Raw genomic sequence first — 25,091 nt, 5'->3', positions numbered from 1 at the left:
TTTTCGCGCCCGCCGCATGCTGGTGAGCGCGCACGATGGTCATCGAACAGCATCATGGGCGCGAAGCACGCCTCGCGGCACAGACGTTTCAAGGTGGCGGCGATAATTACGGTATCTCGGCTTCCCTCGCCAATTAGCGATGACAAGCCGCCGCCAATTTTCGAAAACCGCCCCACCAAAAACCACCCACTGCGCTCGTCTTGCGGAACAGGTGAGGAACGTCTAGGCTGTTCGTGTTTTGTTTCTAACGATTCTGCGGGGCCCCCGGCCCGCGGGCGATCGCAGGTGCCGCATGCTGACTCGCAAGCAACTCGAACTGCTCCGGTTCATTCAGCAGAGGATGCAGGAGAGCGGCGTCCCGCCGTCGTTCGACGAGATGAAGGACGCGCTCGATCTCAAGTCCAAATCCGGTATCCATCGCCTGATCATGGCGCTGGAGGAGCGCGGCTTCCTGCGCCGTCTGCCGAACCGGGCGCGGGCGATCGAGATCCTGCGCATGCCCGACGCGCCCGCCGCGAAGCCCGCATCGGCATCCGAGCCGCGCCGCTTCACCCCGAGCGTGGTCGAGGGCGGCCTGTCCGGAAAGCCGCCCGCCCCGAAGCCGCCGATGCTCCAGGCTCATGACGGGAGCGGGCAATCGGTGATGGTGCCGGTGATGGGCCGGATCGCCGCCGGTACGCCGATCTCCGCGATCGAGAGCCAGAGCCACTCCATCTCGATGTCGCCGGACTTCCTGTCGGGCGGCGAGCACTACGCGCTCGAAGTGCGCGGCGATTCGATGGTCGAGGCGGGCATCCTCGACGGCGATCTCGTGGTGATCCACAAGCAGGATACGGCCAATAACGGCGACATCATCGTCGCGCTGATCGACGACGAGGAGGCGACCCTGAAGCGCCTGCGCCGCCGCGGCTCCTCGATCGCGCTGGAGGCGGCCAACCCGGCCTACGAGACCCGCGTGCTCGGGCCCGACCGGGTGCGCATCCAGGGCAAGCTCGTCAGCCTCGTGCGCCGCTACTGAGGGGATTCGGGTGGCGGGTCGGAAGGGTCCGCCGCGCTCGTCCCTTGCCCGGAGCCGGATTCCGGCAGGGCGGCCGGCGTCGGCAGCCCGGTGCGGGCCTCGATCTGCCACGGCTTCGATCGCCCGGCATCGCGGGCGGTGACGATCTCCGGTCCGGCCCCGCCGAGGCGGATTGCGGTGGCTCCGCGCGCCGCGAGGAAGGTGCGGTCGGCGATCACCGGCGCGGCGCAGCCCGTCGGGGCGCGCAGGCGGCTGATCAGGATGTCGGCCCGGGCGCAATCCTCGGCGAAGGCGCGGGCGTCGGTGACCAGGGCGACCGCCCGTCCGTCGATCGCCGTGAGGGTGCAGCCGAGACGGTCGCAGCGCGGTCCGGCCGACGCGCTTGCGGTCTCCGGTCGCCGCCCGTCGCCATCGGCCTTCAGCCATTGCTCCAGGACGAAGCCGGGCGGACGCCCGAGCACCGCCAGCCGGCCGTCGCGGGCGCGCACCGCCGCACCGGCCCCGTCGCGGTCGATGTAGATGTCGTAGCGGGTCGGTGCGGCGGCGAGCGCGACGCCGAGACCTGCCGGCAACAGGGCGACGAGGCGCAGCCGCGAAACCGGCAGGGTCGCCATCAAAAGAGCCGCGGTGAGCAGCGCCAGCGCACCCGGCCCGAAGGCGGGCAGGGTCACGTTCGCCTGCCCGAACCCGGCGATCCAACCCGAGATGTCGAGCATGCCGCGGACCGCCAAGCCCATCAGCCACCAGACCGGGCGATCGAGGGCGAAGGGGTAGGCCAGCATCCCCAGCACCGCCGCGGGCATCACCGCGAGCGAGACGAGCGGCAGGGTCAGCGCGTTGCCGACGAGGCCGAAGGGCTGCACGGTCTGGAAGTGGAAGGTCGCGAACGGCGCGGTGGCGACCTGCGCGACGAGGGTCGTGGCCAGCGTGCCCACCACCGCCGTGACCATCCACGAGGCGGCCCGGGCGATCCGCGCGCGGCCGGACGTGCGAAGGAGCCGCCCGTCGAGAAGCGGTGCGCAGGCGATCAGGCCGGCCACCGCGCCGAACGACATCTGGAAGCTCGGCCCCAGCAGCGCCTCCGGCTCGCGGGCGAGCGCCAGGATCGCGGCGAGGGCGAGGTTGCGCATGCTCAGCGCCGGCCGGTCGACGAGGATCGCGCCGAGCATCACCAGCGTCATGATCAGCGATCGCCCGGCGGCGACATCCCAGCCCGAGAAGACGCAGTAGGCGGTCACGCCCAGCATCGCCGCGCCGGCCGCGATCTTCTTGATCGGCCAAGCCAGCGCCAGGATCGGCACCAGGGCGAGCCCGGCCCGCACCAGCCAGAACACCACGCCGGCCGCCAGCACCATGTGCAGCCCGGAGATCGAAACGACGTGATAGATCCCCGCCGCCCGCAGGATCTCGTTGGTCTCGTCGGCGATCAGCCCGCGCTTTCCCGTCACGAGGGCCGCGGCGACGGCCCCGGCCTGCCCGCCGATCGCGTCGGTGATCCGTCGGGTGAGCGCGTTGCGCGCCCGATCGATCGCGGCGGCGAGGCGGAGCGAGAGGGGCAGCGGTTCGGACGGCGGCCGGACCTCGACCTTGCCGACCAGCGAGCCCACCGCGCCGATGCCGCGGAAGTAGGCGTCCCGGGCGAAGTCGTAACCGCCCGGCCGCACCGCCTCCGGCGGCGGCAGCAGGCGGGCTGTGGCGCGGATGGCATCGCCCGGCTGCACGGCCTGCGCCGCCCGGTAGGAGACCCGGACCCGGCGCGGACGGCGCGCCCCATCGAGATCGCCGAAGCGCTCGACGCGCACGATCAGGCGGGCGCCGCCCTCCCGCTCGTCGAGCCCCTCCACCAAGCCGACGAGCGGCGCGATCGTGACCCGCTCCAGCACCGGCCCCGCCACCGACGCCACGCGCCAGACCCCGGCGGCGAAGCCGAGGAAGACGGCCGTGAGGCCGAGCGCCAGGGCGAGCGCCACGGGGCGCGTCCGAAGAAACGGGGTCACGGCGAGGCTCAGAGCCGCCGCGACCAGGGGCGCGGCGAGGGCCGGCTCGCCGTCGGTCGCCGTGAAGAAGACGAGGATGCCGGCCCCGAACGCCACGGTGAGCCAGGGAAACAGCCGCCGCCGCTCGGCCTCGCGGGACAGGCCGGCGCGCAGGCCGCCGAGCACGATCGGCCCGAGCCGCGACGGTGCCGGGAGACGGCCGGCGCGGAGGGCCGGAACGGCCCCGCGCGCCACCCTGCCGCCGCCCTCCGTCATCGCCCCTATGGCCCTCGCCGTCGCGATGCCCGCGCGGCGGGCCATCGTGACGGATTCTTAACGCATCCGCTCCCGCGTGCTACACGCCCGCCGAGACCGGCCGCGGCCGCCCTCGCGCCGTCCCGCACTTTTTCAAAAGAAGCCTCCCCAGAGCCCGATGTCGTCACCGGTCGTCACGCGCTTCGCGCCCTCGCCCACGGGCTTCCTGCATATCGGGGGGGCACGCACGGCGTTGTTCAACTGGCTCTACGCCCGCCGCTTCGGCGGCCGGATGCTGCTGCGCATCGAGGACACCGACCGCGAGCGCTCGACGCAAGGCGCCATCGACGCGATCCTCGACGGGATGCGCTGGCTCGGCCTCGATTGGGACGGGGAGGTGATCTACCAGTTCGCCCGCGCCGAGCGGCACCGGGCGGTGGCCGAGAGCCTGCTCGCGTCGGGCAACGCCTACCGCTGCTACGCCAGCGCCGAGGAGCTGGCGCAGATGCGCGAGAGAGCCCGCGCCGAGGGCCGCGCCCCGCGCTACGACGGCCGCTGGCGCGACCGCGACCCGTCGCAGGCGCCGGCGGGCGTCAAGCCGGCGATCCGCCTGCGCGCCCCGACCGAGGGCGAGACCGTGGTCGAGGACGCGGTGCAGGGTCGCGTCACCTGGGCCAACCGCGACCTCGACGACCTCGTGCTGCTGCGCTCCGACGGCACGCCGACCTACATGCTCGCCGTCGTGGTGGACGACCACGACATGGGCGTGACGCAGGTGATCCGCGGCGACGACCATCTCACCAACGCCGCCCGCCAGAGCCAGATCTACCGGGCGCTGGACTGGGACGTGCCGGCCATGGCGCACATCCCGCTCATCCACGGGGCGGACGGCGCCAAGCTGTCGAAGCGCCACGGCGCCCTCGGGGTCGAGGAGTACCGCGACCGCGGCTACCTGCCGGCCGCTTTGCGCAACTACCTCGTGCGCCTCGGCTGGAGCCACGGCGATCAGGAGGTGTTCTCGGCCGAGGAGATGGTCGCGGCCTTCGACCTGAAGGCGATCGGCCGCTCGGCGGCGCGGTTCGATTTCACCAAGCTGGAGAGCCTCAACGGGCTCTACATCCGCGGCAGCGCCGATTCGGTGCTGGTGGACGCGATCGAGCGGATCCTGCCGGCCCGCGGCCCCGAGCGCGGCTTGCCGACCGCGCTGACGCCGGCCCTGCGGGACAAGCTCATGGCGGCGATGCCCGGCCTGAAGGAGCGCGCCAAGACCCTCGTCGAACTCCTCGACAGCGCCTACTACCTCTACGCCCCGCGTCCCCTGGCTCTCGACGTCAAGGCCGAGAGCCTGCTCGCGGGCGAGGCGCCCCAGCGGCTGCGCGCCCTTCTGTCGGCGCTGGAGGCCCTGCCGGCGTGGAGCGCGGCGGCGACGGAGGCCGCCGTGCGCGGTTTCGCCGAGAGCGAGGGCGTGAAGCTCGGTCAGGTCGCCCAGCCGCTCCGGGCGGCGCTGACCGGCCGCGCCACCTCGCCGCCGGTCTTCGACGTGATGGCGGTGCTCGGCCGCGACGAGGCGCTGGCGCGGCTGCGGGATCGGATCCCGGCCTGACGCGCATGGGGCCGCGCATGGGGCGAAAAGCCCTTCCTCCCGAAACGGGTCTCGAAAGGCGTTCGTGACGGCGCGCCGCGCTCCGTCGGAGCGCGACCCATCGGCGCATCACGGCGGACAGGGAGGGGAGAACTTCGTCCTGTATCCGGTGGAGCGGATGGCGTTCCCGTCGTCGGTGCGGCAGCCGTCGACGGCCGATCTTCGTTGTGATCGGATGAATCATCGGACGCACTGCCTTGCGGGCTCGATCGCGATCGCGTCATGATACGCTTTGCCCAATAACACACGCCCATGCGCCGATGCGGTCGGAGCGTCGCTGTTTGCGGAGAACGAGGGAGACCTTAATCCCTCACGGAGGGTGACAGATTCGGCCCGGTCCTCGCATCTGCGAAGGAACCGGGAGCGGCCGCCCGTTGCTGGGCGCCGAGCGATCCGCTAACCCGGTGCATCCAGTGGGCGGGCGCAGCGCTCTGCTGCGGCGCCACAACGGAGCGGAAGGCGGGTTCTTCCGCTCCCGTGCTGTTCCCGTCGCGAGAAAGGGTCCGCGATCCCATGAGCGCTTCCGCCAGCACCATCATCGTGGGCGACAACCACGTCGAACTGCCCATCAAGACCGGAACGATCGGCCCCGACGTGGTCGATATCGGCAAGCTCTACGCGAAGACCGGCAAGTTCACCTTCGATCCCGGCTTCACCTCGACCGCCTCCTGCGAGTCGAAGATCACCTACATCGACGGCGACGAGGGCGTGCTGCTCTATCGCGGCTACCCGATCGAGCAGCTCGCCGAGCAGGGCGACTTCCTCGAAACCGCCTACCTGATGCTGTTCGGCGAGTTGCCGTCCTCCGCGCAGAAGGCGGATTTCGACTACCGGGTCACGCGCCACACCATGGTGCACGACCAGATGAACCGCTTCTTCCAGGGATTCCGCCGCGACGCCCACCCGATGGCGGTGATGGTGGCCTGCGTCGGCGCGCTCTCGGCCTTCTACCACGATTCGACCGACATCTCGGACGAGCAGCAGCGGATGATCGCGTCTCTCCGCATGATCGCGAAGATGCCGACGCTGGCGGCGATGGCCTACAAATACACGATCGGGCAGCCGTTCGTGTATCCGAAGAACGATCTCGATTACACCTCGAACTTCCTGCGGATGTGTTTCGCGGTGCCGTGCGAGGAATATGTCGTCAACCCGATCTACGCCCGCGCGCTCGACAAGATCTTCATCCTGCACGCCGACCACGAGCAGAACGCCTCGACCTCGACCGTGCGGCTCGCCGGCTCCTCGGGCGCCAACCCCTTCGCCTGCATCGCCGCCGGCATCGCCTGCCTGTGGGGGCCGGCCCATGGCGGCGCCAACGAGGCGGCGCTGAAGATGCTGATGGAGATCGGCCAACCCGAGAACGTGCAGAAATACGTCGCCAAGGCGAAGGACAAGAACGATCCCTTCCGCCTGATGGGCTTCGGCCACCGGGTCTACAAGAACTACGACCCGCGCGCGCGCATCATGCAGAAGACCACCCACGAGGTGCTGAACGAGCTCGGGCTGAAGGACGACCTCTTGGAGGTCGCGGTGCAGCTCGAGAAGATCGCCCTCGAAGACGAGTACTTCATCGAGAAGAAGCTCTACCCGAACATCGATTTCTACTCGGGCATCACGCTCAAGGCGCTCGGCTTCCCGACCTCGATGTTCACGGTGCTGTTCGCGCTCGCCCGCACCGTCGGCTGGATCGCCCAGTGGGCCGAGATGATCGAGGACCCGTCCCAGAAGATCGGCCGCCCGCGCCAGCTCTATGTCGGCCCGGACCGGCGCGACTACGTGCCGATCGGCCAGCGGAGCTGATCGACGCGAAGGGATGGGGGCGCTCGGGCGCCCCCTTTTTGTTCGGGCGATCGCCGTTCTATCGATCCCAGCGGCGATAGACGTTGTCGTGAGGTCCGAGATCGACGGCAGCGTAGAGATCGTCACCATCCTTCCGCAGGATGATCCGGTCCCCTCTCGTCGGATTGATGATGAAGTAGCCGACCCGGCCGGCTAAAGGACGGAAGCGTAGGCTCGGCAAGCCGGGCTCCTCGGTGAACTTGAGGAGGGCACGACCGGCAGCCTTTCAGCGATCCGGCGGCAGACTTTTAGACTTTTGAGGCCCGCCTCGAAACCGGCTTCAATGGTCAGGCGCACCTTCACGCAGCACCGAGGCCGGCAAGATATCGGGCGAGGCTATCCGACGTCTCGAACGTCGGGCCGCCGCGCGTCGATGAATCGATTTCGGCCCGCACCGCTCGCAGGAACAGGGCGTAGTCGAGAAGCGCGTCGACAATCCGCTTCTCCGTCGCCACGATCCGACCGCCGAACGCGCGATGCGCGGCTGCAAGGGAAGGGTCCGTCTGGAAGACCGGCTTCACCTCGCGGGCGATGCGCTTCTGCAATCGAGCGCCGTGCTTCGCCCGCATCTCCGCGACCGTTTCGAAATCGTCGATCGTTGCTGAGAGGGTGCGAAGATCGGCGGGAGACGCGCTCTCGATCGTTGCATGTTCGACCGAGCGGTGCGCCCGTTCCATGGTGGCAATCCAAGCATCGGCCGCCGCGTCGAAACCGTCCGCCAACCGGCGCCCGATCCGTGCGGCCTGCTCGGTGGCGGCACTGCGCAGAACCTGCTCCTCCACCAGCACGGGCCGCTCGGGAGGAAAGGGGATATGGAGCGATTCGAGAACGACAGGATCGAGCATGCCTGATCCTACAGCATCGGCCTCGCCCGAGAAGCGATGTCTTCTCGCCACCGGGGATAAAGAGTCCAACGCCTCAAGCCGGGCGTTCCTCGCTCGAAGTCATACCGTTTCCGCTTGATCGCTTCGGGTTTGGCCCCCCTCCGTCCTCGCGAGCGGCCGCGAAGCGATCCAGGGCGCCACAGGTCCGGAAAGGGCGCGCCCTGGATCGCCACGGCTTCGCCTCGCGATGACGCAGGACAGGCCGAAGTCATCAACCGGATGGCGTATCAGACCCCGAGATCGCGCTTCAGCCGGACCACCACGCGGTCCAGCGCACCGAGGAAGGCCGAGCGGTCCTTCGGCGAGAACGGCTTGGGGCCGCCGGTGATCGCGCCGGCCTCCCGTAATTCCTGCATCAGGTTGCGGGTGGCGAGGGCGAGGCCGACGGACGATTCCGTGAAGGGCTTGCCGTTCGGGGCGAGCGCGACCGCTCCGGCCTTCACGCAGCGGCTCGCCAGCGGCACGTCCGCCGTGACGACGATGGCGCCACGGCTCGCCCGCTCGGCGATCCAGTCGTCGGCCGCATCGAATGCGTCACCGACGATGACCCGTTCGATCCAGGGTTCGCGCGGCAAATTCAAAAAACCGTTCGAGACGACGGTGACGTGGAGGCCGTAGCGGGCGGCCACGCGGTAGACCTCGTCCTTCACCGGGCAGGCGTCGGCATCGACGTAGATCGCGATGGGTTGCCGGGGCGCTTCCTCGCTCATGCCGCCCGCCGCGCCTCCAGCACGATCCGCGCGGCGGCTCGGCTCGGCTCCTCGTCGCCGGAAAGCCGCATCCGGCCGTCGATGCGGGCCAGTGCTTCGAGCTGCGTCCGCCGGGCGGGCCCACCGGCGAGAAGCGGTTCCAGCGTCTCGGCCAGCCGCTCCGGCGTGCACTCGGCCTGCACGAATTCCGGCATCGCGTTCTCGGACAGGATCAGGTTCGGCAGCACGATCGTCGGCACCTGGATCAGGCGCCGGGCGATGACCTCCTCGACCCGCGAGACCTTGTAGGCCACCACCATCGGCACGCCGGCGAGCGCCAGTTCGAGCGTCACGGTGCCCGAGGCCGCGAGGGCGGCGCGCGCCCGGCGGAAGGTGGCGTGCTTGGCCGCCTCGCCGTGGACGATGCGCGGCGGCCGCTCCCAGGCGGCGGCGAGGCGCTCGATCAGGGCGCGGTGGCGGCTCACCGCCGGCAGCTCGATCTCGAACGGCCCGACCCGCCGGACGAGATCCGTGACCGTCCGGCCGAAGACCGGCATCAGCCGCTCGATCTCCGAGCGGCGCGAACCGGGCAGGACGGCGAGGGTCGGCGGTCGGCCCTCGCGGACCGCCGCTTCCCCGGGGGAGGGGCGCAGCTCGGCCAGCCGCTCGATCAGGGGATGGCCGACATAGGTGCAGGCCGGGCCGCCGAGGCGGCGATGCGCCTCCGGCTCGAAGGGGAGGAGGGCGAGCACGTGGTCGATGAAGGGCACCATGCCCTTGGCCCGCCAGGGCCGCCAGGCCCAGACGCTCGGCGAGACGTAATCGACGATGGGCAGATCCGGCAGGCGCTTGCGCACGCGGGTCGCCACGGCGTGGGTGAAGCCGGGGCTGTCGATGATGACGAGCACGTCGGGGCTGCCCGCGACGACATCCTCCACCGTCTCGCGGATGCGCCGCAGCAGCGTGCGGGCCCGGGCGAGCACAGGGAGGTAGCCCATCACCGCCACGTCGTCGATGGGAAAGAGCGAACGGAAGCCTTCCGCCTCCATCGCCTCGCCACCGACGCCGCCGAGCGTCGGCGGCTCGGGCGAGAGCGCCCGCAGGGCCCGGATCAGCTTGGCCCCGAGCTGATCGCCGGAATCCTCGCCCGCGACGAGCCAGATCCGCCGGTGCGTCACGGAGAGACCTCCACGCCGAGCAGGAACAAGCCCGCCGCATCCGCCGCCGCGACCGTCTCGGGCCCGTCGATCACCAGGGTATGGCCGGCGCCGATGGCGATGCCGGCGCAGCCGGCCCGCGCGGCGCGGAGCACGGTGCGCGGGCCGATCGCCGGCAGATCGATGCGCAGATCCTGGCCGAGCTTGGGCAGCTTCACCAGCACGGTGCCCTTGGCCGGCCGGCCGCGGCCGAGGGGCTTGCGGTTGAGCGCGCGGGCGCGGGCGAGCATCCGGTCGGTGCCCTCCGGCCCCTCGACGGCGATGACGCGCTCGGCCGCCACGACGGCGGCCTGCCCCACGTCGAACGGGCTCAACGCGCCGAGCATGGCGCGCCCGGTGGCGATCGACAGGGCGGCGTCGGCATCCGGCTCGAAGCGGCCGAGGCGGCCGGGCCGGCCGAGCAGGTCGGGCGCCACCTCGTGGACGCCGAGAACCCGGTGTCCGTTCTCCTCCAGCAGCGTCAGCACCGCACGCAGGAGCCGGTCGTCGCCGCCGGCGAGGCTCCTGAGGATCCCGCGGTTGCGCACGGCATGGGCCGCGTTGAGGAGAGCCGCCGGGCTCGGACGGGCGACGCCGCCGGCCGGCACCACGGCGGCGGGCGCCCAGCCCTCGAGGATGCGCAGGGCGCTCTGGATGTCGAGGAGATCGACCACGGCATCGGCCCGGCGCCGCATCGCCCGCTCGGTGAAGCCGCGCACGGCCAGCACCCGGAAGGGCCGGTGCGCCCGGTCGAGCGAGGCGGCCACCAGTTCCGGCAGGCGTCCCGCGCCGGCCACCAGGGCGAGGGGCCGGGCGGGATCGGTCACCGCCGGTCGCCTCAGGCCGCCGCGGCGACGGCGCGGGGCGTGCAGATCGAGCGCTTGCCGCCCTCGCGGATGAAGGCGAGGATCTCGCGGATCGCCGGATGGGTGTCGAACTCGGCCGCGACGTCCTCGACCCGCTCCATCAGCGTGCCCTCCTGGGCGAAGAGCAGCCGATAGGCCCGGCGGAGTGCATGGATGTCCTCGCGCGAAAAACCGCGGCGCTGCAGGCCGATGATGTTGAGCCCCGAGAGGTAGGCGCGGTTGCCGAGCACCATGCCGTAGGGGATGCAGTCGTTCTCCAGACCCGACAGGCCGCCGACGAAGGCGTGCTCGCCGACGCGGGCGAACTGGATCACCGCCGCGCCGCCGCCGAGGATGGCGTAGTTGCCGACCGTGCAATGGCCGGCGAGCATGACGTTGTTGGAGAAGATGACGTGATGGCCGACGCGGCAATCGTGGCCGACATGGCTGTTGGCGAGGAAGGCGCAGCCGTCGCCCACCACCGTCTCCAGGCCGCCGCCCTCGGTGCCCGGATTCATGGTGACGCCCTCGCGGATCAGGCAATCGGCGCCGATCGCCAGCGTCGAGGGCTCGCCGCGGTACTTCAGGTCCTGCGGCGGATGGCCGATCGAGGCGAAGGGGTAGATCCTGGTGCGCGCGCCCACCGTGGTGCGGCCGGCGACCACGACGTGGCTGACGAGTTCGCAGCCGTCGCCGAGCACGACCTCCGGCCCGACATGGCAGAACGGACCGATCCGCACGCCGTCCCCGAGCCGGGCGCCGTCCTCGACGACGCTGCTCGGGTGAATGCCGTCCCGCACCGCGCTCACTCCGTCACCAGCATGGCGCCGATCTCGGCCTGGGCCACCAGCGCGCCCTCGACCCGGGCCTCGCCGCGGAACCACCACATCGTCTTGCGCTGGTTCATCTTCTGCATGTGGAAGCGGACCTGATCGCCGGGCACGACGGGCTTGCGGAACTTGCACTTGTCGATGGTCATGAAGAAGACCTGCTTGGTCCTCAACTCGTCGCTCATGATGTGGCGGCAGCAGATCGCGCCCGCCGTCTGGGCCATGCCCTCGATCAGCAGCACGCCGGGGAAGACCGGAAGGCCGGGGAAGTGTCCTGTGAATTGCGGCTCGTTGGCGGTGACGTTCTTGATGCCGATGCAGCTCTCGTCCCGGTCGATCTCGATGATGCGGTCGATCATCAGGAAGGGGTAGCGGTGGGGCAGCAGTTCCAGCACCTTCTGGATGTCGGCCGAACCCAACTCCCGCGTCTCGCTCATCGGTTCCAACGCTCCCCGCCCATGCTTGCCCGGCGGCATCCGCCGCACGATCCCGTGCCCCTTGCCGGTGACCTTTATCCGGTGAAGGCCGCCCTCTTCGGCAGAAAATCGGGCGGATGCAAGACTTTTGCGCCGCAGGGGGGGCTCAACCGCCGAGCGTCTCCTCGACGAGGCGCGGGTTCTTTTCCAGGAGCGCAAGGAGCACGCGGGCAGGCCCCTCCGGCCGACGGCGACGCTGTTCCCAGTTCCGCAAGGTGCCGACGGCCACGCCGATACGGCGGGCAAAGGCGTCCTGCGAGAGGGCGGAAGCCTTTCGCACCGCGGCCACATCAATGTCGTGGGGAACGTGAACCCGCAATCCGGGAACAGCCTCGCCGCGGGCGTGGGCGGCCGCCTGCTCAAGGCTGCGCGTCAGTTTTTGGAACCTCGCCTCATCCATGGCTTCATCCTCAAAACAGCGTCTCGACCAACCGCGCCAGCGCTCGAGCCTGTGCCGGTGTCGGATTGGCTTGATCGCTCTTCGCGTAGGCCGGAAGTAGGTACACGTCGCGCGCACCCACGAAACACGTGATCACCCGTGCTCCCCCACGCTTGCCACGACCGGCCAAAGGCACCCGCACCTTGCGCAGTCCGCCCGTGCCGGGGATCACGTCACCGGCGAATGGCTCGGCGGCGAGGAAGTCCACAACCGCCGCCCGCTCCGGCTCGGTCATCAGGCGCTCCGCCGACCGAAGATGAATTTCGGTCTCAGAGCCTGTTTGACTGCAGTGATCCCATCTCGCCCCTCATCCTGAGGTGCCGCGTGAGCGGCCTCGAAGGGTGCTCCAGATCCCGCGCGATTCCTGGAGCCCCCTTCGAGGCCTCCGCTGCGCTCCGGCACCTCAGGATGAGGGTGGGGATGGGAGTAGGATCTTCCTCTCGCCTTGCCGTTGCCTGACGAAGACACGGTGGCCGGTCAAACAGGCTCTCAATGACGGTATGGAGCGGGTCAGCCATCAAGCCAAATGAGCTGTCCGCGGTCCTACGTCAATGGCGCAGTCGCCAACAACCTTGCAGGCTCGATACAATCTTGACGGTTGGTGCTTCCGCCTCACACGATCCGCCGGTCCAGCCGGATGATGCGGCAGGGATCGCCCGCCCTGGCCGGGGCCGCGTGCGGCGGGCGGATCAGCAGGGCCTCGCTGGTGCCGAGCACCGAGAGCATCGAGGAATCCTGGCGGGTCTCGGGATGGGCGACCGGCACCCGGTCCGATGCCGTTTCGAGACGGGCGCGCAGATAGTCCTGGCGTGCGTCGTTCTCCGGCATGTCGCACCCCAGGATCGCCGGTTCGCCGCGATCCGCATCCGCGTGGGGATCGCCGAGGAGCGCCCGGATCGCCGGCACCACGAAGAGCAGGCCGCAGACGATCGAGGAGACCGGATTGCCCGGCAGCCCGATCACCGTCATGGCCCCGAGCCGCCCGTGCATCAGCGGCTTGCCGGGGCGGAGCGCCACCCGCCAGAAGCCGAGTTCCATCCCTTCCGCGCCGAGCGCCGCCTGGACGAGGTCGTGATCGCCCACCGAGGCGCCGCCGAGCGTGACGAGGAGGTCGACGCCCGCCGCGCGGGCCCGACCGATCGCGTCGCGCAGGGCGCCGAGGTCGTCGCGGACGATGCCGAGATCGATGGGCTCCGCGCCCGCTTCCAGGCTCAGCGCGGCGAGCGCGAGGCCGTTCGAGGCGACGATCTGGTCCCACCGCGCCGTCTCGCCCGGCCGCACCAGCTCGTCGCCCGTCGCGAGCACGGCGACGCGGGGCTTGCGCCGCACCGGCAGCACGGCGTGGCCGGCGCTGGCCGCCAGAGCGAGGCGGCGCGCATCGAGGGTGGCGCCGGCCCTCAGCAGCGTCTCGCCCTCGCGGAAATCGAGGCCGGCCCGGCGCAGGAAGCGACCCGCCGCGACGGGTTCGCGGGCAGTGACCGTAGCGCCCCCGGCCTCGGCGTTCTCCTGGATCAGGATCGCGTCGGCGCCCTCGGGGACCGGCGCGCCGGTGAAGATCCGCACCGCCTCGCCGGGCCCGACCCTTCCGGGAAAGCCGTGCCCGGCGGCGCTGGTGCCGATCAGGCGCAGGCGCGCCGGAACGGTCGCCACGTCGGCGGCGCGCACGGCGTAGCCGTCCATGGCCGAGGCGGGGAAGGGGGGTTGCGTGCGCGTCGCCGAGAGGCCGGCGGCGAGGGTGCGGCCGGCGGCCCGGGCGATCGGCACGTCCTCGGCCTCGACCGGACCGGGAATCGCGGCGAGGATTTTTTCGAGCGCTTCGGCGACCGGCAGCAGGCTCATGATCCGGCGTTCCACGCGCCGGACTTGCCGCCCTCCTTCGACAGGAGGCGGATGCCCTCGATGCGCATGCCGCGGTCGGCGGCCTTCACCATGTCGTAGACCGTCAGGCAGGCGACCGAGACGGCGGTCAGCGCCTCCATCTCGACCCCGGTCTGGCCCTGCACCTTCACCTCCGCGGTGAGCCGCAGGCCCGGCAGGGCGGCGTCGGGCTCGCAGGTGAGCCGCACCTTGGTCAGCAGCAGCGGGTGGCAGAGCGGGATCAGCTCGTGCGTGCGCTTGGCGGCCATGATGCCGGCGAGCCGCGCGGTGCCGATCACGTCGCCTTTCTTGGCGTCGCCCTCGCGGATCAGCGCCAGCGTCTCGGGGCGCATCACCACCACGCCCTCGGCCACCGCCGTGCGCGCGGTCGCGGCCTTGTCGGAGACATCGACCATGTTGGCCGCGCCGGTCCGGTCGATATGGGTGAGGCCGGCGCCGCTCACCGGCCGGCATCCCCGAACAGCAGCGCCCGCGTCGCCGCGGTCACGTCCGCCTGCCGCATCAGGCTCTCGCCGACGAGGATGGTGTCGAGCCCGTCCCGCTTCAGCCGCAGCACGTCGGCGTGGCTGCCGATGCCGCTCTCGGCCACCGCGATCCGGTCGGCGGGAATGCCGGGCTTGAGGGTGATCGCCGTCTCGAACGAGACCTCGAAGGTCTTGAGGTTGCGGTTGTTGACGCCCACCAGCCGCGTCCCCAGCGGCAGGGCCCGCTCCAGTTCCTGCGCGTCGTGGACCTCCACCAGCACGTCCATTCCGAGATCGTGCGCGGTCTCGGTGATGGCGGCGGCCTCCGCGTCGTCGAGGCAGGCCATGATGACGAGGACGCCATCGGCGCCCCAGGCGCGGGCCTCGTAGACCTGATAGGGCTCGAACAGGAAATCCTTTCGCAGCACCGGCAGGTCGCAGGCGGCGCGGGCCTCGGTCAGGTATTCCGGCGCGCCCTGGAAGGAGGGGGTGTCGGTGAGCACCGAGAGGCAGGTGGCGCCGCCCTTGGCGTAGGCCCTGGCCAGGGCCTTCGGATCGAAGTCGGCACGGATCAGCCCCTTGGAGGGGGAGGCCTTCTTGATCTCGGCGATCAGCGCCGGGCGCCCCTCGGCGATGTGGGCGGCGATGGCGTCGGCGAAACCGCGGGGCGGCTCGGCCTTGGCCACCTGCTTCTCCAGCCTGGCCAGCGGCACCCGCAGCTTCGCCTCGGCGATCTCGCGGCGCTTGTAGGCCTCGATCCGCGCCAGCACGCTCGCCCGCTCCGGGGCGGGCCCGGCGGTCACGTCGGCCACGATGTCGTCCATCGGTTCGTCCCCGGAGCATCGTCCCGGAAGGCGGTTGCCGGCTTTCGGGAAAGGGCGATGCGAAAACAAGGTTCGAGGCCGTCTATCACGCATTCGATACGGCGACGAGACGCGCCAGCGTCGCCCGCGCCGCACCGGAATCGATCGCGGCCTGCGCCCGCGCCACGCCCTCGGCGGGCGAGCCGGCGGCACCCGCCACCACGAGGCCGGCGCCGGCGTTCAGCACGGCGATGTCGCGGTAGGCGGTGCGGGCGCCCTCCAGCACGGCGCCGAGCGCGGCGGCGTTGTGCCCGGGGTCGCCGCCGCGCAGATCGTCGAGGGTCGCGAGCGGCAGGCCGACCTCGCGCGGGTCGAGGGTGAAGTGCGAGAGCGCGCCGTCTTCGAGCGCGACCACCGCGGTGGGGCCGGTGGTGGTGATCTCGTCGAGCCCGTCCGAACCGTGCACGGTCCAGACCCGGCGGCTGCCGAGCGTCGCGAGAACCCGCGTCAGCGGCTCGGCCCAGGCGGGACGCGAGACGCCGAAGACCTGCGCCGTGACGCCCGCCGGGTTCGAGAGCGGCCCGAGCATGTTGAAGATGGTGCGGAACGGCAGTTCGCTGCGCACCGGCGCGACGTGGCGCATGGCGCCGTGATGCGTCTGCGCGAACATGAAGCACAGCCCCGCTTCCGACAGGCAGCGGGCGAGGGCATCGGGTTGAAGGCCGATCTTCACGCCGAGCGCCACGAGCACGTCGGCCGCGCCGGAGCGGGAGGTGGCGGCCCGGTTGCCGTGCTTGGCCACCGGCACGCCGCAGGCGGCGGTGAGGATCGCGGCCAGCGTCGAGACGTTGTAGCTGCCCGAGTGGTCGCCGCCGGTGCCGACGATGTCGATGGCGCCTTCGGGCGCCGCGACGGGGAGCATCCGCGCCCGCATCGCCGAGACCGCGCCGACGATCTCGTCCTCGCTCTCGCCGCGCACCGAGAGAGCGGTGAGGAAGGCGCCGGCCTGGATCGGCGTGACCTCGCCCGAGAGCAGGTCGTCGAAGGCGGCACGGGCCTGCTCGCGGCTCAGCGCGGTGCCGGCCGCGACGGTGGCGAGATGGGTCTTGAAGGACTCCATGGGTCCGGGATCATCCGCTGGAAGCCCTCTCCCCTGAAGCGGGAGAGGGTGGCCCCGAAGGGGGGCGGGCGAGGGGAGCGACGTGTCCGGACGATGCGGAGCCGGCCCCTCTCCCGCCTCGCTTGCGTGAGGCACCCCTCCACCGCGAAAGGGGGAGGGAATAGGGTGTGACCCGTCAATGCACGCCGGGACGGCCCTTGTCACGCCCGGGCCGCCGACTCCTTGCGCCAGGCGGCGGCGATGTCGAGGAAGTTGCGCAGGATCTGCGTGCCGTGGTTCGAGAGGATGCTCTCGGGATGGAACTGAACGCCGTGGACCGGCAACGCGCGGTGCTGCAACCCCATGATGAGACCGTCGGCCTCCGCCGTCACTGCGAGATCCTTCGGGCAACTCGCGCGGTCCACCACCAGCGAGTGGTAGCGGGTGGCGGCAAAGCCCTCGTTGATGCCGCGGAACACGCCCCTGGCCTCGTGGCGGATGGTGGAGACCTTGCCGTGCATGGGGGAGGGGGCGCGCACCACGTCGCCGCCATAGGCCTGCCCGATGGCCTGGAGCCCGAGGCACACGCCGAAGATCGGGATCTCGGTGCCCAGTTCCCGCACCACGTCGAGGCAGATGCCGGCCTCGTTCGGGGTGCAGGGCCCCGGCGAGAGCACGAGCGCATGGGGCGCGCGCTCGCGAATGCCGGCGACGTCGATCGCGTCGTTGCGCACCACGTCGATCCGTTCGCAGAGCGGGCCGATCAGGTGGACGAGATTCCAGGTGAAGGAATCGTAGTTGTCGATGACGAGGACGTTGGACATCGAACTCAGCCGTGCACTTTCAGTCCCGTCCACACCCTCATCCTGAGGTGCCGCGTGGGCGGCCTCGAAGGATCGTCCAGGGATCGCGCGGGATCTGGAAAATCCTTCGAGGCCGACGCTGCGCGCCGGCACCTCAGGATGAGGATATGGCTTGGATGAACCGATCCGAAGGGGTGGCGAGCGCTGGGCGGCAAGTCAAGGCGCTCCTTGTGCGCCCTATTGCCCGCGCTTGGCCCGGCTCGCGAACTGCACCGCATCCTCCGCCGCGCGAAACAGGGCACGCGCCTTGTTCACGCATTCCTGCTGCTCGGAATACGGGTCGGAATCGTGGACGATGCCGGCGCCCGCCTGCACGTGCATGCGGCCGTCCTTCACGATGGCCGTGCGCAGGACGATGCAGGTGTCCATCTCGCCGCGCGCGCCGAAATAGCCGATGCAGCCGCCGTAGGGCCCGCGCTTCTCGCGCTCCAACTCGTCGATGATCTCCATCGCCCGCACCTTCGGCGCGCCCGAGACGGTGCCGGCGGGAAACCCCGCCGCCAGCGCCGAGAGCGCGTCGTGGCCCGGATCGAGATCGCCCTCGACGTTCGAGACGATGTGCATGACCTGGGAGTAGTATTCCAGGAAGAACGAGTCGGTGACGGCGACGCTGCCGATCTTCGAGACGCGGCCGACGTCGTTGCGGCCGAGGTCCAAGAGCATCAGGTGCTCGGAGCGCTCCTTGGGATCGGCCAGGAGTTCGTCGGCCAGTGCCCGGTCCTCGGCGGGCGTGGCGCCGCGGCGGCGGGTGCCGGCGATCGGGCGGATCGTCACCTTGCCCTCGCGCACCCGCACGAGGATCTCGGGGCTGGAACAGACCACCTGAAACGCCTCGAAATCGAGGTAGCAGAGGAACGGCGCCGGGTTGGTGCGGCGAAGGCTGCGGTAGAGCGCGAGGGCCGGCAGGGTGAAGGGCGCCTCGAAGCGCTGGGAGAGCACCACCTGGAAGATGTCGCCCGCGACGATGTACTCCTTCGCCTTGGCGACCATCGCCAGGAACGCGTCCGGCTCGGTGTTCGAGACCGGGGAGGGCAGGGGAAGGCTCGAGACATCCGCCCGCGCCTCGATCGGCAGCGGGCCTTCGAGGGCTTCCGCCACCCGGTCGAGGCGCGCCTGGGCGGCTTCGAGCGCGGCCCGCGCGCTCACGCCCTCGGCGGGGCGCACGGGGGTGACGACCGTGAGGGCGTCGGCCACCGCATCGAACACCACCATCACCCGCGGGCGCATCAGGATCGCGTCCGGCACCCCGAGCGGGTCGGGATTGGGCTCGGGCAGCCGCTCCATGGCGCGGACCATGTCGTAGCCGAGATAGCCGAACAGGCCCGCCGCCATCGGCGGCAGCGCCGCGCCCTGCGCATCGTCGCCCACCGCGCTCTCGGCGATCAGCGCCCGCAGCGAGGCCAGGGGCGGGCGGTCGTCGGGCACGAAATCCGTGAGCGCCGCGTCGCGGGCGGTCTGCGCCTGCCCGTCGCGGCAGCGCCAGATCAGGTCGGGGTCGAGCCCGATCATCGAGTAGCGCCCGCGCACCGCGCCGCCCTCGACCGATTCGAGCAGGAAGCCGGGGCCGGCATGGCCGGCCTTCAGCTTCAGGAAGGCGGCGACCGGGGTTTCGAGATCGGCCACCAGGGTCAGGCCGAGCAGGCTCGCCCGTCCGGCCTCGTAGGCGCGCGCCGCCGCCTCGTGCGCAGGCTCGATCATGGCCTCGATCATGTCCTCGGTCATGGCAGGCCTCAGTACTCGCCGCCGAGCGCGCGCCGCAGGGCGGTCTGGTCGACGTTGACGCCCGCGCTCTTCCGCACCTCGGCGATGAACTCGGCCAGCACGTCGTCGGCGAGCGCCGTGCGCAGCGAACCCGCCAGTCGATGGTCGCTCGGCGTACCGGGCACGAAGGCCGGCATGGCGGCGGCGGTGACCTTGAACACCGTGCGGCCCCCGCCGGAGGATGCGGACGCCGCCTTGCCGACCGGCGTGGCGAAGATGCGCTCGACGACCTCGTTGGAGAGGTCGTCCCTGGTCTGGTTGCGGGCGATCCCGGTGACCGCCTTCAGCGGCAGGCCGGCCTCCTGCGCCACGGTCTCGACGGCCTCGCCCTTGTCCAGGCGCTCGGTCAGCGCCTTGGACTTGGCCACGAGGCGCTTCTCGACCTCGGCCTTCGTCCAGCCCTTCACCGCCTCGTCGCGGACTTCCGCCAGCGGCTTCTCGTGCGAGGGATCGATCTTGACGACATCGTACCAGATCGCGCCGCCGGTCTTGGTGCGCAGCACCTCGGTGTCGTTGCCGACATCGGCGCGGAAGGCGGCCGGCAGCGTCGTCTCCTTGTCCGGAATGCCCTCGACCGGCTTGCCGGACGGGTCGTTGCCCTGCGCGTCCACCGCCGGGATGCCGAGGAGGGTCAGGCCCTGGTCCCTGGCGATCTCGGCCAGCGGCTTGGCGGCGGCGCGGGCATCCTCGATGGCGTCCTGCACCTTGTCCAACCCGCCGTCGCGCACGCGGCGCAGCGCGATCTCCTTGCGGATCTCGTCCTTGACCTCGTCGAACGGCTTGACCGTGCCCGGCTCGGCCGCGGTCACGCGCAGCAGCACGGTGCCGAAGCGGCCCTTCACCGGCTCGCTCACCTTGCCCGGCTCCAGGGCGAAGGCGGCGTTGCCCACCGCCGGGTCGAACAGTTCGGCCTTCGTCAGCGTGCCGAGGTCGAGTTCCTTCGGATCGAGCCCGCGCTCGGCGGCGACCGTCTCGAACGGCGTCTCGCCGCTCTCGATCCTGGCCCGCGCCTCCTTGGCGGCGGCCTCGTCGGGGAAGCTGATCTGCTGGATCGTGCGGCGCTCCGCCTTGCCGAACCGGTCGTGGTTGGCCTCGTAGAGCTTGCGCGCTTCCTCGTCCGACACGTCCTCGGGTTTGGCGAGCGCGGCCGGATCGAGCACCAGCAGGTTGAGGCTGCGGAACTCGGGCGCGCGGAAGGCGGACTTGTCGTCGTCGTAGTAGGCTTGCAGTTCCGCGTCGGTCGGGGCCGGGATCTCGCCCGCGGCGGAGGGCGCCAGCGTCAGCACGGACGCGCCGCGGCGCTCGGTCGAGAAGCGGTGCACCGCCTCGCGCAGGGCCTGCGGCACCGGCAATTCGGAGACGATGGCGTCGGCGAGCTGCATCCGGGCGATGACCGAGCGCTGCTCGCGCACGAACATCGCCTCGTTCAGGCCCGCCCGCTGGAGCGTCTGGAAGAACTGCGCCCGGTCGAAGGCGCCGTTGGCGTTCCTGAAGCTCGGCTCCTCCTGGATCGCCCGCAGCACCGCCGCATCGGAGACGGCGAGGCCGAGATCGGCCGTCTTCTGGTCGAGCGCCGCCTCGGTGATGAGCTGGGCCAGCACCTGCCGCTCCAGCCCGAGCGCCCGCGCCTGATCCGGCGTCAGGGCGCGCTTGAACTGAGCCTGATAGCGCTGGAGCTGGTTCTGGTAGGCGCCGCGCACCGCCTCGGCCGAGATCGGCGTCTTGCCGACGGTGGCGACGGTGGTGCTCGACCCGCCGCGAAAGAATTCCTCCACGCCGAAGATCGCCACGCCCGCGATCAGGAAGGTGAAGATCACCGTCAGCACGACCTTGCCGAGCCAGTGCCGGCTGGCATTGCGAATGGACTGGAGCATCGGACGCCCGGGCCTGTATCCCAACGGTCCCCGCCGCCTGTGCCGGCGGGGAAAATTCGAGCCACGCGATAGACGATCGGGGCGGCGGCGCAAAGAGCATGTCGCCCGGGGCGGCCTCGATGGCCCCGAAGGTCGTTTGCGCGCCCAAGCTTGCTCTGCTAGGTCCGCCGGAACAGGTGCAGCCTTCCATCGAGACACGGAGAACCGGGACGCCATGGCAAGCGAGGGACGCCGTCCGCTGGTTGCCGGGAACTGGAAGATGAACGGTCTGCGCGCCTCGGTCGCGACCGTCGAGGCGATCCGCGACGGGTTGTCGCCGGCCCTGATCGAGACGATCGACGTGCTGGTCTGCCCGCCCGCGACCCTGATCTCCTCCTGCGTCGCCGCGGCCTACGGCTCACCCATCGCCATCGGCGGCCAGAACCTGCACGCCCGGCCGAGCGGCGCCTTCACCGGCTCGATCTCGGCGGAGATGTTCGCCGATCTCGGCGCGTCCTACGTCATCGTCGGCCATTCCGAGCGGCGCGCCTACCACTACGAGACCGACGACGGCGTCCACGCCAAGGCGCTCGGTGCCCGGCGCGCGGGCCTGCGCGGCATCATCTGCGTCGGCGAGACCATGGAGGAGCGCCAGCAGGGCCGGGCCCTCGACATCGTGCGGGCGCAGCTCGCCATCGGCATCCCGAAGGGGGCCACCGCCGCCGACACCGTGGTCGCCTACGAGCCGGTCTGGGCGATCGGCTCGGGCCGCACGCCGACCCCGAAGGAGATCGCCGAGGTCCACGCCTCCTTGCGCGAGATGCTCGACAAGATGGTCGGCCACGAGGCCCACAGGATCCGCATCCTCTACGGCGGCTCGGTCAAGCCCTCGAACGCCCGCGAGCTGATGGCGGTGGAGAACGTCGACGGCGCGCTGGTCGGCGGCGCCAGCCTCGTCGCCGAGGACTTTTTGGGGATCTGCCGCGCCTACGAGGCGTGAGGCGGCGGCTCCGCAGGGAGACGAAGCGCTTCCGGGCCGTCCAGAACGCGGCCGACCATCGTCCGCCGCCGGCACCCAGCCGAGCTGCCGCTCGAACGGCGTCACCGTCTCGTCATACCGCTCGACGGTCGCGACCGTGTGCAGCCTGCGGCTCAGCGCGGCGATGTCGGCGACGATGGCGGCCGGCACGGAAAAACTCGGCTGTACGTCGACGACGAGCAGGGCCTGCCGCTCCGGTGCCACGGGGGTCAGTCCGCCCGGGCCGGCGCCTTCGCCACCGCCTCCTTGGTCCGCTCGATCATCGACAGCACCGCGACGTAGAACGCCTGCTTGAGCGGGCTCATCGCGTCCGGCCGGATCCGGTCGGCGAGGGCGGCCTGCAATTCGTCCATGGCCCGTGCCCGTCCCGCCGGGTCGGGCCGTTCCAGGGCGATCCGCAGGAGGTCGGACTGGATCGCGGCCATCTCCTCCCGGTCGGCGCGGTCGATGAAGGCGGCCAGCCGCCCGGCTTCGTGCTGGAAATCGCTCATCCCCAACCCCTCGCACGGACCGGCCCCCGATGACCATGCCCGACCGGGCTTTTCCCGGGACTGCGAAGTCGGGTTGACGGGATGCGCCCTCCGGATGCGGGGTCGCATCACGGGTGGATTCCGGGTTCCGCTCCGCGGCCCCCGGAATGACGGCGGTGAGGGAACGGAGAGGGTCTGTCGGAACACTCATCCGAGTTCGGAGCCCTGCGCAAGCGCGAAGGCCGGTTGGCGCGGGTGGGCAAACGGTGTAGGAGCCCCCACTTCGTGCAGCGGATACGCGGGCGCGCCGCTTCCGCGCGTGAACGGTGTCCGGTCAGCCGCACAACCGTTCGCGTCCGCTCGGGCGGGCTCCGGGATCGCCATGCAGACCGTCCTCATCGTCGTCCACCTCATCATCGTGCTGGCGCTCATCGCCGTGGTGCTGCTGCAGCGCTCGGAGGGCGGGCTCGGGCTCGGCGGCGGCGGGGGCGGCGTCTCCGGCTTCATGACCGGCCGCGGCCAGGCCAACGCCCTGACCCGCGCGACCGCGATCCTGGCCGCCCTGTTCTTCACCACCAGCATCACGCTGGCGATCATGGCCCACCGCAGCGCCGCGCCCCGCTCGATCCTCGACGGCACCGGGCAGCCGCAGGGACAGACCCAGGCCGACAAGCCGGTGAACGCGGACAACCTGCTCGACACCCTGCGCCAGGGCGGCTCGGGCCAGGGCAACTTGGGCCAGGGCAGTCAGCCGGCCTCGGTCCCGACCAACGCGCCGGCCACCCCGGCGACGCCCGCGCCCGCCCCGAGCGCGCCCGGAACGCCCGAAGCGCCGCAATCGCGCTGACCGGCACGGCGCGGCAATCCGACCCATCGGCGGACGACACCCTGCGGCCGGCGCGACGGCCGCAGGGACGACCTGACAACGACGACCTGACAACAATTCCGCAACGGCATGAGGGGCATGGTCCCGTGCCGCTCCCCGCGTGGCCGGCGGGGTGCGGCAACCGTTGCGGTTTGGCGAATCGCTTGAGCCCCTTTATGGACCAAAGCCCATGACGCGGTACGTCTTCATCACCGGCGGCGTGGTTTCCTCCCTCGGCAAGGGACTCGCCTCGGCCGCGCTCGCCTCGCTGCTCCAGGCCCGCGGCTACCGGGTGCGCCTGCGCAAGCTCGACCCCTACCTCAACGTCGATCCGGGCACGATGAGCCCGACCCAGCACGGCGAGGTGTTCGTCACCGACGACGGCGCCGAGACCGACCTGGATCTGGGCCACTACGAGCGTTTCACCGGCCTGGCCGCGAGCCGCGCCGACAACGTGACCACGGGGCGGATCTACCTCGACATCATCACCAGGGAGCGGCGCGGCGACTATCTCGGCGCCACGATCCAGGTGATCCCGCACGTCACCAACGCCATCAAGGCGTTCGTGCTCGACGGCAACGACGGTTACGACTTCGTGCTGGTCGAGATCGGCGGCACGGTGGGCGACATCGAGGGCCTGCCCTTCTTCGAGGCGATCCGCCAGATCGGCCAGGAGCGCCCGCGCGGCAGCGTCTGCTACCTGCACCTGACGCTCCTGCCCTACATCCCGTCCGCCGGCGAGTTGAAGACCAAGCCGACCCAGCACTCGGTGAAGGAGCTGCGCTCGATCGGCATCCAGCCCGACATCCTGCTCTGCCGCTGCGACCGGCCGATCCCCGTCGAGGAGCGGCGCAAGCTCGGCCTGTTCTGCAACGTGCGGGAGAGCGCGGTGATCGAGGCGCTCGACGTCGACACGATCTACGCCGTGCCGCTTTCCTATCGCGAGGCCGGCCTCGACCGGGAGATCCTGGCGCATTTCCAGATGGAGCCCGAGGGCGAACCGCGGCTCGAGCGCTGGCAGACGATCCTCGACCGGGTGCGCAATCCCGAGGGCGAGGTCACCATCGCCATCGTCGGCAAGTACACGGGACTGAAGGACGCCTACAAGTCGCTCACCGAGGCCCTGACGCATGGCGGCATCGCCAACAACGTGCGCGTCAACCTCGAATGGATCGAGGCGGAGGTGTTCGAGCGCGAGGATCCGGCGCCGTTCCTCGAAGGCCTTCACGGCATCCTCGTGCCCGGCGGCTTCGGCCAGCGCGGCGCCGAGGGCAAGATCCGCGCGGCCCGCTACGCCCGGGAGCGCAACATTCCGTATTTCGGCATCTGCTTCGGCATGCAGATGGCGGTGATCGAGGCGGCGCGCTCGCTCGCCGGCATCGCCGACGCGAACTCCACCGAGTTCGGCGAGACGAAGGAGCCCGTGGTCGGCCTGCTCACCGAGTGGATGCGCGGCAACGATCTGGAGCGGCGCGCGGCGGAGGGCGACCTCGGCGGCACCATGCGGCTGGGCGCCTACAAGGCGACGCTCGGTGCCGGCACGAAGATCGCGAAGATGTACGGAGACACCGAGATCTCCGAGCGTCACCGCCACCGCTACGAGGTCAACATGGCCTACCGCGAATGCCTGGAGGCGAAGGGCCTGCGCTTCTCCGGCACCTCGCCGGACGGCCTGTTGCCGGAGACGGTCGAACACGAGGGCCATCCGTGGTTCATCGGCGTGCAGTTCCACCCGGAGCTGAAGTCGCGCCCCTTCGAGCCGCACCCGCTGTTCGAGGGCTTCATCGCCGCCGCGATCGAGCAGAGCCGGTTAGTTTGACAGGAGCGGTGCGATCCTCGAAGAGCGATCGCGCCGCTTTCCAGGCGCGAAGAGCGTCCGCCCAAGAAAACCAGGGCCATCGCTT

Annotated in this window: 24 protein-coding genes and 1 pseudogene; 6 read left to right on the top strand and 19 right to left on the bottom strand. The window is 70.8% G+C overall.

What is annotated here, in order from left to right:
* Positions 1-292: 292 nt before the first annotated feature.
* Positions 293-1,018, top strand: coding sequence for a transcriptional repressor LexA (gene lexA, locus PGN25_22440; GenBank protein ID MEH3120261.1), 726 nt, complete (start codon positions 293-295; stop codon positions 1,016-1,018).
* Here lexA and PGN25_22435 read toward each other — a convergent pair.
* Complete coding sequence (locus PGN25_22435; GenBank protein ID MEH3120260.1) at positions 1,012-3,270, bottom strand: ComEC/Rec2 family competence protein; 2,259 nt, start codon at positions 3,268-3,270, stop codon at positions 1,012-1,014. The genes lexA and PGN25_22435 overlap by 7 nt on opposite strands.
* Before the next feature lie 157 nt (positions 3,271-3,427).
* Here PGN25_22435 and gltX point away from each other — a divergent pair, with 157 nt between their 5' ends.
* Both gltX and gltA read left to right on the top strand, forming a co-directional pair.
* The gene (gltX, locus tag PGN25_22430; protein ID MEH3120259.1) at positions 3,428-4,852 is read left to right on the top strand and encodes a glutamate--tRNA ligase; all 1,425 of its coding nucleotides are present in this window, start codon (positions 3,428-3,430) and stop codon (positions 4,850-4,852) included.
* Between the two features lie 552 nt (positions 4,853-5,404).
* Positions 5,405-6,694, top strand: coding sequence for a citrate synthase (gltA, locus tag PGN25_22425; protein MEH3120258.1), 1,290 nt, complete (start codon positions 5,405-5,407; stop codon positions 6,692-6,694).
* A gap of 58 nt (positions 6,695-6,752) precedes the next feature.
* Here the strand turns inward: gltA and PGN25_22420 are convergent, their stop codons facing one another.
* The 16 genes from PGN25_22420 to PGN25_22345 form a co-directional block, all read right to left on the bottom strand.
* Complete coding sequence (locus PGN25_22420; protein ID MEH3120257.1) at positions 6,753-6,914, bottom strand: hypothetical protein; 162 nt, start codon at positions 6,912-6,914, stop codon at positions 6,753-6,755.
* Positions 6,915-7,032: 118 nt separating this feature from the next.
* Positions 7,033-7,578, bottom strand: coding sequence for a hypothetical protein (locus PGN25_22415; protein ID MEH3120256.1), 546 nt, complete (start codon positions 7,576-7,578; stop codon positions 7,033-7,035).
* A gap of 266 nt (positions 7,579-7,844) precedes the next feature.
* Positions 7,845-8,327, bottom strand: coding sequence for a YaiI/YqxD family protein (locus PGN25_22410; GenBank protein MEH3120255.1), 483 nt, complete (start codon positions 8,325-8,327; stop codon positions 7,845-7,847).
* On the bottom strand, positions 8,324-9,484 hold the full coding sequence (gene lpxB, locus PGN25_22405) for a lipid-A-disaccharide synthase (GenBank protein ID MEH3120254.1): 1,161 nt from the start codon (positions 9,482-9,484) through the stop codon (positions 8,324-8,326). Before lpxB ends, PGN25_22410 begins: the two co-directional genes overlap by 4 nt.
* Positions 9,481-10,329 (bottom strand): UDP-2,3-diacylglucosamine diphosphatase LpxI, encoded by an 849-nt coding sequence (lpxI, locus tag PGN25_22400; protein MEH3120253.1) that lies wholly within the window; start codon positions 10,327-10,329, stop codon positions 9,481-9,483. The genes lpxB and lpxI overlap by 4 nt, the downstream gene beginning before the upstream one ends.
* An 11-nt stretch (positions 10,330-10,340) precedes the next feature.
* Positions 10,341-11,147 carry an acyl-ACP--UDP-N-acetylglucosamine O-acyltransferase gene (gene lpxA, locus PGN25_22395; GenBank protein ID MEH3120252.1) on the bottom strand — a complete coding sequence of 269 codons (807 nt, stop codon included), beginning with the start codon at positions 11,145-11,147 and terminating at the stop codon, positions 10,341-10,343.
* Positions 11,148-11,152: 5 nt separating this feature from the next.
* Positions 11,153-11,614: a 3-hydroxyacyl-ACP dehydratase FabZ gene (gene fabZ, locus PGN25_22390; protein ID MEH3120251.1), complete on the bottom strand. Its 462-nt coding sequence runs from the start codon at positions 11,612-11,614 to the stop codon at positions 11,153-11,155.
* A 145-nt stretch (positions 11,615-11,759) separates the two neighbouring features.
* A complete protein-coding gene (locus tag PGN25_22385; GenBank protein MEH3120250.1) occupies positions 11,760-12,053 on the bottom strand; it encodes a helix-turn-helix domain-containing protein in 294 nt (97 codons plus the stop codon).
* A gap of 10 nt (positions 12,054-12,063) precedes the next feature.
* Entirely contained in the window at positions 12,064-12,327 is a 264-nt protein-coding gene (locus tag PGN25_22380) for a type II toxin-antitoxin system RelE/ParE family toxin (GenBank protein ID MEH3120249.1), read from the bottom strand.
* A 377-nt stretch (positions 12,328-12,704) separates the two neighbouring features.
* The gene (locus PGN25_22375) at positions 12,705-13,931 is read right to left on the bottom strand and encodes a molybdopterin molybdotransferase MoeA (GenBank protein ID MEH3120248.1); all 1,227 of its coding nucleotides are present in this window, start codon (positions 13,929-13,931) and stop codon (positions 12,705-12,707) included.
* Positions 13,928-14,413: a cyclic pyranopterin monophosphate synthase MoaC gene (moaC, locus tag PGN25_22370; GenBank protein MEH3120247.1), complete on the bottom strand. Its 486-nt coding sequence runs from the start codon at positions 14,411-14,413 to the stop codon at positions 13,928-13,930. The genes PGN25_22375 and moaC overlap by 4 nt, the downstream gene beginning before the upstream one ends.
* On the bottom strand, positions 14,410-15,258 hold the full coding sequence (trpC, locus tag PGN25_22365) for an indole-3-glycerol phosphate synthase TrpC (GenBank protein ID MEH3120246.1): 849 nt from the start codon (positions 15,256-15,258) through the stop codon (positions 14,410-14,412). Before trpC ends, moaC begins: the two co-directional genes overlap by 4 nt.
* Positions 15,259-15,343: 85 nt before the next feature.
* The gene (gene trpD, locus PGN25_22360) at positions 15,344-16,357 is read right to left on the bottom strand and encodes an anthranilate phosphoribosyltransferase (protein MEH3120245.1); all 1,014 of its coding nucleotides are present in this window, start codon (positions 16,355-16,357) and stop codon (positions 15,344-15,346) included.
* A 200-nt stretch (positions 16,358-16,557) separates the two neighbouring features.
* The gene (locus PGN25_22355) at positions 16,558-17,160 is read right to left on the bottom strand and encodes an aminodeoxychorismate/anthranilate synthase component II (protein ID MEH3120244.1); all 603 of its coding nucleotides are present in this window, start codon (positions 17,158-17,160) and stop codon (positions 16,558-16,560) included.
* A gap of 216 nt (positions 17,161-17,376) precedes the next feature.
* The gene (gene trpE / locus PGN25_22350; protein MEH3120243.1) at positions 17,377-18,897 is read right to left on the bottom strand and encodes an anthranilate synthase component I; all 1,521 of its coding nucleotides are present in this window, start codon (positions 18,895-18,897) and stop codon (positions 17,377-17,379) included.
* Positions 18,898-18,929: 32 nt separating this feature from the next.
* Complete coding sequence (locus PGN25_22345) at positions 18,930-20,834, bottom strand: SurA N-terminal domain-containing protein (protein MEH3120242.1); 1,905 nt, start codon at positions 20,832-20,834, stop codon at positions 18,930-18,932.
* Positions 20,835-21,048: 214 nt separating this feature from the next.
* On the opposite strand from PGN25_22345, the gene tpiA reads away from it, so the two are divergent.
* On the top strand, positions 21,049-21,813 hold the full coding sequence (gene tpiA, locus PGN25_22340; protein ID MEH3120241.1) for a triose-phosphate isomerase: 765 nt from the start codon (positions 21,049-21,051) through the stop codon (positions 21,811-21,813).
* 69 nt (positions 21,814-21,882) lie between these two features.
* Here the strand turns inward: tpiA and PGN25_22335 are convergent.
* Positions 21,883-22,056, bottom strand: a pseudogene (locus tag PGN25_22335) (hydrolase).
* 5 nt (positions 22,057-22,061) lie between these two features.
* Positions 22,062-22,343 (bottom strand): hypothetical protein, encoded by a 282-nt coding sequence (locus PGN25_22330; protein MEH3120240.1) that lies wholly within the window; start codon positions 22,341-22,343, stop codon positions 22,062-22,064.
* Between the two features lie 361 nt (positions 22,344-22,704).
* On the opposite strand from PGN25_22330, the gene secG reads away from it, so the two are divergent.
* Together secG and PGN25_22320 are read left to right on the top strand one after the other, a co-directional pair.
* Complete coding sequence (gene secG, locus PGN25_22325; protein ID MEH3120239.1) at positions 22,705-23,169, top strand: preprotein translocase subunit SecG; 465 nt, start codon at positions 22,705-22,707, stop codon at positions 23,167-23,169.
* A 208-nt stretch (positions 23,170-23,377) separates the two neighbouring features.
* A complete protein-coding gene (locus tag PGN25_22320) occupies positions 23,378-25,006 on the top strand; it encodes a CTP synthase (protein MEH3120238.1) in 1,629 nt (542 codons plus the stop codon).
* The last annotated feature ends 85 nt before the right edge of the window (positions 25,007-25,091 follow it).

It is taken from the genome of Methylorubrum populi (genome assembly GCA_036946625.1).
Lineage (GTDB): Bacteria > Pseudomonadota > Alphaproteobacteria > Rhizobiales > Beijerinckiaceae > Methylobacterium > Methylobacterium populi_C.
The sequence above is the reverse complement of the archived record's forward strand: the minus strand, read 5'-3'. Positions and strand labels throughout refer to the sequence as shown.

Coding starts and splice junctions, on each gene's coding strand:
- lexA (MEH3120261.1), top strand. CDS start 293: ATGCTGACTCGCAAGCAACTCGAACTGCTCCGGTTCATTCAGCAGAGG.
- PGN25_22435 (MEH3120260.1), bottom strand. CDS start 3,270: ATGACGGAGGGCGGCGGCAGGGTGGCGCGCGGGGCCGTTCCGGCCCTC.
- gltX (MEH3120259.1), top strand. CDS start 3,428: ATGTCGTCACCGGTCGTCACGCGCTTCGCGCCCTCGCCCACGGGCTTC.
- gltA (MEH3120258.1), top strand. CDS start 5,405: ATGAGCGCTTCCGCCAGCACCATCATCGTGGGCGACAACCACGTCGAA.
- PGN25_22415 (MEH3120256.1), bottom strand. CDS start 7,578: ATGCTCGATCCTGTCGTTCTCGAATCGCTCCATATCCCCTTTCCTCCC.
- PGN25_22410 (MEH3120255.1), bottom strand. CDS start 8,327: ATGAGCGAGGAAGCGCCCCGGCAACCCATCGCGATCTACGTCGATGCC.
- fabZ (MEH3120251.1), bottom strand. CDS start 11,614: ATGAGCGAGACGCGGGAGTTGGGTTCGGCCGACATCCAGAAGGTGCTG.
- PGN25_22385 (MEH3120250.1), bottom strand. CDS start 12,053: ATGGATGAGGCGAGGTTCCAAAAACTGACGCGCAGCCTTGAGCAGGCG.
- PGN25_22380 (MEH3120249.1), bottom strand. CDS start 12,327: ATGACCGAGCCGGAGCGGGCGGCGGTTGTGGACTTCCTCGCCGCCGAG.
- PGN25_22375 (MEH3120248.1), bottom strand. CDS start 13,931: ATGAGCCTGCTGCCGGTCGCCGAAGCGCTCGAAAAAATCCTCGCCGCG.
- trpC (MEH3120246.1), bottom strand. CDS start 15,258: ATGGACGACATCGTGGCCGACGTGACCGCCGGGCCCGCCCCGGAGCGG.
- trpD (MEH3120245.1), bottom strand. CDS start 16,357: ATGGAGTCCTTCAAGACCCATCTCGCCACCGTCGCGGCCGGCACCGCG.
- PGN25_22355 (MEH3120244.1), bottom strand. CDS start 17,160: ATGTCCAACGTCCTCGTCATCGACAACTACGATTCCTTCACCTGGAAT.
- trpE (MEH3120243.1), bottom strand. CDS start 18,897: ATGATCGAGCCTGCGCACGAGGCGGCGGCGCGCGCCTACGAGGCCGGA.
- PGN25_22345 (MEH3120242.1), bottom strand. CDS start 20,834: ATGCTCCAGTCCATTCGCAATGCCAGCCGGCACTGGCTCGGCAAGGTC.
- tpiA (MEH3120241.1), top strand. CDS start 21,049: ATGGCAAGCGAGGGACGCCGTCCGCTGGTTGCCGGGAACTGGAAGATG.
- PGN25_22330 (MEH3120240.1), bottom strand. CDS start 22,343: ATGAGCGATTTCCAGCACGAAGCCGGGCGGCTGGCCGCCTTCATCGAC.
- secG (MEH3120239.1), top strand. CDS start 22,705: ATGCAGACCGTCCTCATCGTCGTCCACCTCATCATCGTGCTGGCGCTC.
- PGN25_22320 (MEH3120238.1), top strand. CDS start 23,378: ATGACGCGGTACGTCTTCATCACCGGCGGCGTGGTTTCCTCCCTCGGC.